General features: G+C 64.7%; 5 protein-coding genes. All 5 read right to left on the reverse strand.

The annotated features are described in order from the left end of the window. Nucleotides 1-245: 245 nt before the first annotated feature. The 5 genes from AC07SI_RS30300 to AC07SI_RS30320 all read right to left on the reverse strand — a co-directional run bounded on the left by AC07SI_RS30300 (nucleotide 246) and on the right by AC07SI_RS30320 (nucleotide 6,671). Nucleotides 246-1,019 carry a TonB family protein gene (locus tag AC07SI_RS30300; RefSeq protein ID WP_495007113.1) on the reverse strand — a complete coding sequence of 258 codons (774 nt, stop codon included), beginning with the start codon at nucleotides 1,017-1,019 and terminating at the stop codon, nucleotides 246-248. Continuing rightward, nucleotides 1,016-1,462, reverse strand: coding sequence for a protein TolR (gene tolR / locus AC07SI_RS30305; RefSeq protein ID WP_065906140.1), 447 nt, complete (start codon nucleotides 1,460-1,462; stop codon nucleotides 1,016-1,018). Before tolR ends, AC07SI_RS30300 begins: the two co-directional genes overlap by 4 nt. Before the next feature lie 15 nt (nucleotides 1,463-1,477). Continuing rightward, nucleotides 1,478-2,170, reverse strand: coding sequence for a protein TolQ (gene tolQ / locus AC07SI_RS30310; protein WP_120448281.1), 693 nt, complete (start codon nucleotides 2,168-2,170; stop codon nucleotides 1,478-1,480). Nucleotides 2,171-2,216: 46 nt separating this feature from the next. After that, entirely contained in the window at nucleotides 2,217-4,082 is a 1,866-nt protein-coding gene (locus AC07SI_RS30315) for a phytase (protein WP_495007114.1), read from the reverse strand. Between the two features lie 75 nt (nucleotides 4,083-4,157). Further along, nucleotides 4,158-6,671, reverse strand: a complete 2,514-nt coding sequence (locus AC07SI_RS30320; protein ID WP_495007115.1) for a TonB-dependent receptor — start codon at nucleotides 6,669-6,671, stop codon at nucleotides 4,158-4,160. Nucleotides 6,672-6,915: the final 244 nt, after the last annotated feature.

The raw sequence follows: 6,915 nt of genomic DNA on the forward strand, positions 1-6,915 counted from the left end.
ACATTCATCGACTGACCCACCGCTTTCGCGAGCAAGCCCGCTCCCACAGGGGGGCCGGTGTTGACTGCGGGATATCATTTGATGCGGTAGTGGAGATCGCAAGGATCTGCAGACTGCACCGATTACAAAGGTGGGAGCGGGCTTGCCCGCGAAGGCGCCGTGTCAGTCAACACATTCATCGACTGACCCACCGCTTTCGCGAGCAAGCCCGCTCCCACAGGGGGGCCGGTGTTGACTGCGGGATATCACTTGATGCGGTAGTGGAAGGTGTTGCGCACCGCCGGCACGGGAACGGCTTTGCCGTCAACGATCCTGGGCTGGTAGCGGAAGGTGTTCGCCGCTGCCAGTGACGGCCGGATAAACAACGGGTGACAGCCATCGAGCACTTTGGGGTTTTCCACGCGGCCCTGGGTGTTCACTGTGTATTCCACCGAGCAGTCGCCTTCGATGCTCTTGTCGAGGGCGCGCTCGGGGTAGTCCGGCGCTTCCTTGCTCAAGGGCTGGTATTGGCGGCTGTCGAAGGCCGGTGCCGGCGCTGCTGCGGGGGCAGCGACGCGGGCTGTTTCGGCGGCGAGGCGCTGCTGGTCGAGGCGCTGTTGCCACTGTTCACGGTTGCGCTGCTCGGTAGCCAGGCGCTGCTGTTGTGCCTCGATTTTCTGCTCTTCGACGCGCTTGCGTGCCAACGCAGCCTTCTCGAGTTTCTGCGCCTGGACCTGTGGATCGACCGCGGGTTTGACCGGCACGGGCACGGGCACAACCACAGGCTCCGGTGGCGTGAACGCCACCGGCTCAGGTGCGGGAGCAGGCACGGGCGCAGGCGGCAGCATCACCAACTGGGTATGCATGACCCTGGGTGTGTCCACCGGCGCTTTTTCCGCCGACCAACCCAGCATCAGCGCTGCCAGCACCCCTGCGTGCAGCGCTACCGCCAGGCTCGCCGCGACGCTGTTTCTCCACAACCCGGACGGCTCCCGGGGCGCCAGCGTCAGCGTCTCACTGTGCATGATCATCGCCGTCATTGCGGGGCCTCGGTCACCAACCCCAGGTTGCTCACCCCGCCTTTCTGCAACACCGCCATGGCCGCGACCACACGCCCGTAACCGGCGTTATCGTCGGCGCGGATGTACACCTGGGTGTCGCTGCGCGCCGCCACCACTTGCATGACCTTGGCGCCCATTTCGTCGAGGGTCACGGCGCTGTCGGTCTGGTGCTGGGTGTCGAGTTCGCCGCCAAGGTTCCAGTAATAGCCGCCGTCAGCCTTCACCGACAGCGTGAGGATCTGCTGGCGCGTGTCGGTGGCCAGCGCCTCGGCGGCGACCTTGGGCAGATCGATCTTCACGCCCTGGGTCAGCATCGGCGCGGTGACCATGAAGATCACCAGCAGCACCAACATCACGTCGATATACGGCACCACGTTCATCTCGGCCTTGGGCCCGTGCTTGCGTTGCGGCCTGGTTAACATCGGCTTGTTCCTTGTTCAGGCGGCCACGGCCAGGTTGATCGGCGTACCGCGCAGGGTGCGGTGCAGGCGTACTTGCAGCTCGTTGCCGAAGGCGTAATAGCGCGTGAGCAGCGTCTGGCTGCGCGCGGCAAAACGGTTGTAGGCGATCACCGCGGGGATCGCCGCAAACAGGCCGATGGCCGTGGCGATCAAGGCTTCGGCAATGCCCGGCGCCACCGTGGACAAGGTCGCCTGTTGCACCTGGGACAGGCCGATGAACGAGTTCATGATCCCCCACACCGTGCCGAACAGACCGATATAGGGACTGACCGAGCCCACGGTCGCGAGGAACTGCAAGCCCTTTTCCAGCTCGACTTCCTGCTCGGTGATCGCCACCTGCAAGGCGCGCTCCACACCCTCCAGCACCGCCGGGTCATGGCTGTGCAGGTGCTGGTATTCGTGGACCCCGGCGATAAAGATCGGCGCCACGCCGCCCTCACCTGCCTGCACGGTTTCACGGCACAACACCTGCAAGTCCGGCGCCGCGCGAAATCGCTGCACGAAGCCATTCAACTGGCGCTCCAGGCGCCGCAGCACACTGGCGCGCTGGATTATCAGGTACCAACTGAGCAACGAGGCCAACAGCAAGGTGAGCATTACGGCCTTGACCAACAGGCTGGCGTCGCTGATCAAACCCCAGATCGTCATATGTTCCATCGTCGCGTGCATGGTGATGTCCTATTCGATTAAAAAGTGATGACCGGGTGATGACGGTTCAGGGCAATTTCAGTGCGCGGGTCACGTCGGCCCAGGGCACGAACTTGAAGTTCTGGGTCTGCTCGGGCATGCGCTTGCGCCCGTCCTGCACCACCAGCATGCCCTGGCTCCATGGTCCGCCGAGGTTGATGGCGGTAACTTCCAGGCCATCGGTTTCCGAGGCGCCATCGATGCCGGCGGCCGCGTTCAGGCCCACGCGGAAAGCGCCGTGCACGGCAAACGGCGGTTCGGCATCCACCACCAGGTAGCTGTCATTGCCTTGGCTGGAGATCACCAGGTAGTCGCGCTTGTCGCTCTGGTACAGCGCCAGGCCTTCGACGTCCGCGTGCAGTTGCGGGCCGACCTTGATCACGTTGGTCAGGGTCGCCGGTTGATCGGCGCGGGCGTCCACCGCCCACACGCCGACATCTTCCTCGCCGATAAACAGGCGCTGGCGCTGGTCGTCGGCCACGCAGCCTTCGGGTTGGCTGTCGACCTTGAACTGGCGCACCAGCTCACCCTGCGCACGGCCGTCCGGCGCGCTGAGGCGGTATTGCAGGAAGGTGCCGTCCTTGCCGTTGGCGATCGCGTAGATCTCCCCACTCGCCGGCTGGAACAGGCAAATGCCGTAGATTTCCTTGAGCGGCGTCGGCACCTCACCGGCTTCGCGCAACTCGCCGCTCTGGCGGTCGATGCTGAACAGACTCAGGCTGTTGTGATCGCGATTGCTCGCCACGGCCAGGTCGACCGTGCGCTGGCCGAGTTTGAAGTTGGGGCGTACATCGACGTTGTTGAGGCGCCCTACGGCCAGCTCCTGCAGCAGCTTGCCGTCGAGGTCATAGGCGAGCAGGCCCTGTTTTTTGTTGGTGCCGAGCACGCGGCTCTTCGCCGGTTGCCCGGGGTGAATCCAGATCGCCGGATCATCCGCTGCATCGCCCTGGCGGCCGACCGGATCGGTCTGGCGCACGGCGGCGACTTCCGGCAGCACCGGCACCGCCGCCACCGGCTGGGCCTGCCAGTCGAGGGTGGCCTGGTAGAGCGCGCCGGTGTCGTCGTCACGCACCAGCAGTTGCCGGCCGTTGACCGTCAGTTGCTCCGGCTCTTTGAGGCCTGGCAGGCTCAGGCTCGATTGCTCGACCCAACGCTCGCCGGTGTGCTGGAACAGGTGCAGCTCGGAGGTCTTGGGATCCAGTGCGACCATCCCGCCGGGCACCGACGCCATGGCCCCGGCTTCGCGCTTGGGCGTGTCGAACAGCGCCACCGGCGTGCGCTTGACCTCGGCTTCCGGGTGCGCCGGATAGGCCCACCAACCGATGTTTTCTTCATTCACCAGCAACTGCTGGGTGGCGTCATCGACCTGGCAGAACTGCGCCGACGGCGGCAGCGGCACCCCGCGTACGCGCTGGGCCTCACTCAATAACGTGGCGCCATTGCCCACCAGCCATTGCTCGCCCTTGCCCTCTTCACCGACCAGGAACATAAACAGGTTGGCTGCTGCATCGCGGTAAAGGCACAGGCCATTTACCGCAAAGTCGCGGGTCGGCAAGTACAGCGGCTTGCCAAAGCGCTTGCCGGCGACATCCAGGTTGATCAACAGCGCCTGCTGGCGGTCGTTGTCGAGACTGGCGGCCACCACCTGGGCGCCGGCGGCGCGGGTGTCGAGGCTGCTGAAATTGCCCTTGAAGCGCGCCAGTTCCGCGCCTTGGCGATCAAGCAATTGCAGGCCGTCGCGGGTGCCGGCGGCCAGGCGCTCGGGCCCGTTGGGCAGCAGGGCCACGGCTTCAGCCTTGAGGCCCGGTGCCCACGGGGTCAGCGCCAGGTCGCCGGCCAGGGCGTGGCCGCAGGTGGCCAGGGCAATCAACAGGTACAGCTTGGACATTCTCATTAACGTGCAAATCCTTCGAATACGATGGAGATCAACTCCAGGCAAGCCAGCGCCTGCAGCTGGAATGTGTTGAGTTCAGAAATGGGTGAAGGTCAGGCCCAGCTTGTAGGTCGGGCCGTACTCTTCGTATTGGCCGTTGTAGCTGCGATGGCCGGTGTAGACGAAGTACGACTCATCGGTGAGGTTCTGCGCCTCGAAGCTGACCTGCAGGTTTTTGCTCAGCGAGTAGCGCGCGCTGAAGTCCACGAAGGTCTGCGCGTCGACGTGCAGGTCGTGGGCCTTGTCGTTGATCGAGGCGAGTTCATACAGGTACGCCGACTTGTAGTTGGCCGACACGCGCAGGCTGAGCCTGTCGTTTTCCCAACCGAGCATCAGGTTGCCGACGGTGTCCGACTGGTTCGGCAGGCTGATGTTGCGTTTGCGGTTACGGCCGCTGGCACTGTCGAAGCCTTCGATATCGGCGCTGGAGCGGCTGAACGTGCTGTTGGCACCGATCAGCAAGCCGTTCCACGGCGCGGGCAGCCAGTCGAATTTCTGCGAGTAGGCCAGTTCCAGGCCGTAGAGTTTGGCGCTGTCGCCGTTGGCGTAGGTGTGGGCCTCGGCAAAGTTGGTCCAGGCGCCAGTGCCGGCCAGGTCGGTGTTGTAGACGAAATTCTTGATGTCCTTGTAGAACACGAACGCGGACACGGTCCCGGCGCGACCCATGAAATGCTCGATGCCCAGGTCCAGGTTGCTCGACTCCAGGGGCTTGAGGTCCGGGTTGCCGAAGGTGGCTTCGTCATCGTCGATGACAAACCCCGGCGCCAGCTGGCCGAAGGTCGGGCGCACCACGGATTTGGTCCAGGCGGCGCGCAATTGGGTGTTCTTGTGGATCTGGTAGCGCGCATGCAGGCCGGGCAGCCAGTGGTGATAGCGGCGCTTGGTTTCGGTGGGCGTGAACACTCCATCGGTCGCGCCGGTACCCTTGGCTTCGAACTCGGTGCCCTCGTAGCGCAGGCCGGCGATAAAGCGCCAGTCGTCGATATCGACGGTGTTCATCAGGTAGCCGGCATTGATGTCCTCGCGGATGGTGAAGTCGTTGACCCGCGATTCGGTCTCGTCATAGAAATCCGCCGGGTTGAGACTGCCGATCAACTGCTTGATCGCGCCAGGGCTGATGCCGGGGCCGTAGTTGCCGAGGCGATAGTCGACAGAGCCTTTCTGAAATTGAGTGAGGTTGAGCTGGTCGGCGGTGAAACCCAGGGTGTCGAAGTCTTCGTAGACCCAGGCCTCCAGGTCGTTGTCCTTGTTGCGACGGCTGACCTTGCCGCCGAACTTGACCTGGGACGCGTAGCCGCCGAGGTCATAGTCGCGGGCCAGGTCCAGGCGCAGGTTTTTCTCGGTGTCCTTGGTGTTCTGCTTCTCCCAGTCGACCTTGTCGAGGGTGAAGTTGCTCGCGTCGTAGAAACCGGCGCCGATGATCGGGCGCGGCTTGTCCTTGTCATAGAAGCCGCTGTTGGCGAAGTCGCCGCCGTCAAAAGTGGCGCCGGCAATGTGCGCCGGGCTGTCTTCGCTGGACTGGCTGTAGCCGGCCTGGCCGCTCAAGGTCCAGAGGCCGAGCATGCGCTCGCCGCCGAACACGTAGGACTGGATCTCCTGGGTTTCCTCGCGATTCTTCAGCTTGCGCTTGCCCTCGGCATCGCCCAGTTCGCCGGGCGCCTGGGGGTCGGCAAACTCGATGCTGGTGGAGTTGCGGGTCTCGCTGTCCTTGTAGCGGCTGTAGAGAGTGCGCAGGTAGTAGCTGCTGAGGTCATCGGGCTTGTAGTCGAAGTTCAGGCCGCCCCCGGCGCGTTCGCGGCTGATGTCGTAGTCGCGCTGTTCGAACTCGTTGAGTCTGGCGCCATCAGTGAAGTCCCAGGCGCCGCCGGTCTCGACGTTGTCCGAGCCGAAGTCGCGCTTCTGCCAGCTGAGGGCGGCGGCCACGCCAAAGTTGTCGATGCCGTCGCCAAGGCTGAAACGGTTACTGGCGGCGCCGGAGAACTTGGGGCTGGTCTGGCGGGTGTTCTTGTCGTAGCTGGCCTCGCTGCTGCCGGTGTAGAACAGTCCCTTGTGGTCGAAGGCCGACAGGCTTTGCACGTCGACGGTGCCGCCGAGGGAGTTGGCGTCCATGTCCGGCGTGAGGGTCTTGATCACCGACAGCGATTGCACCAGTTCCGAGGGCAACACATCGAGCGCCACCGCGCGGCGCGCGCTTTCCGGCGCGGGCACCAGGGTGCCGTTGATGGTCACGCTGTTGAGGTCCGGGCCCAGGCCGCGCACGCTGACAAAGCGCCCTTCACCCTGGTCGCGCTCGACGCTGATGCCCGGCAGGCGCTGCACCGCTTCGGCGACGTTTTCATCCGGCAACTGGGCCACGCCGTCGGCATGCACCACGCTCTTGATGCTGTCGGAGCGGCGCTGCTCCTTGAGCGCCTGGTCCATGGCGGCAGCCTGGCCAACCACTTCGACGTGCTCGGTGGTGGCCGCCTCGGCAGCGTTGAGCCGCTCGCTGGCCATCGCCAGGGCCAAGGCAGTGAGCGTGAAGCTGACGAGCCCGGTGCGCTTGTACATGCAATCCTCCCCAAGAATCCATTGGCGCCAGGCAAGAGGCCCGGCAACTGGGAGGGCAAGCTAGGGGTGGGGGATGACGGTTCTGTGACAGGGGTTGGCACGAAGGCCCGTAAACCGGGCTTTTGAGGCCATATGCCGGGGCAAATGAGCTGATATGACCTCGATTAAGTGTGGGAGCGGGGGGGGGGGGGGGGGGGGGGGGGGGGGGGGGGGGGGGGGGGGGGGGGGGGGGGGGGGGGGGGGG

Source organism: Pseudomonas sp. GW821-FHT05D12 (assembly GCF_059419825.1).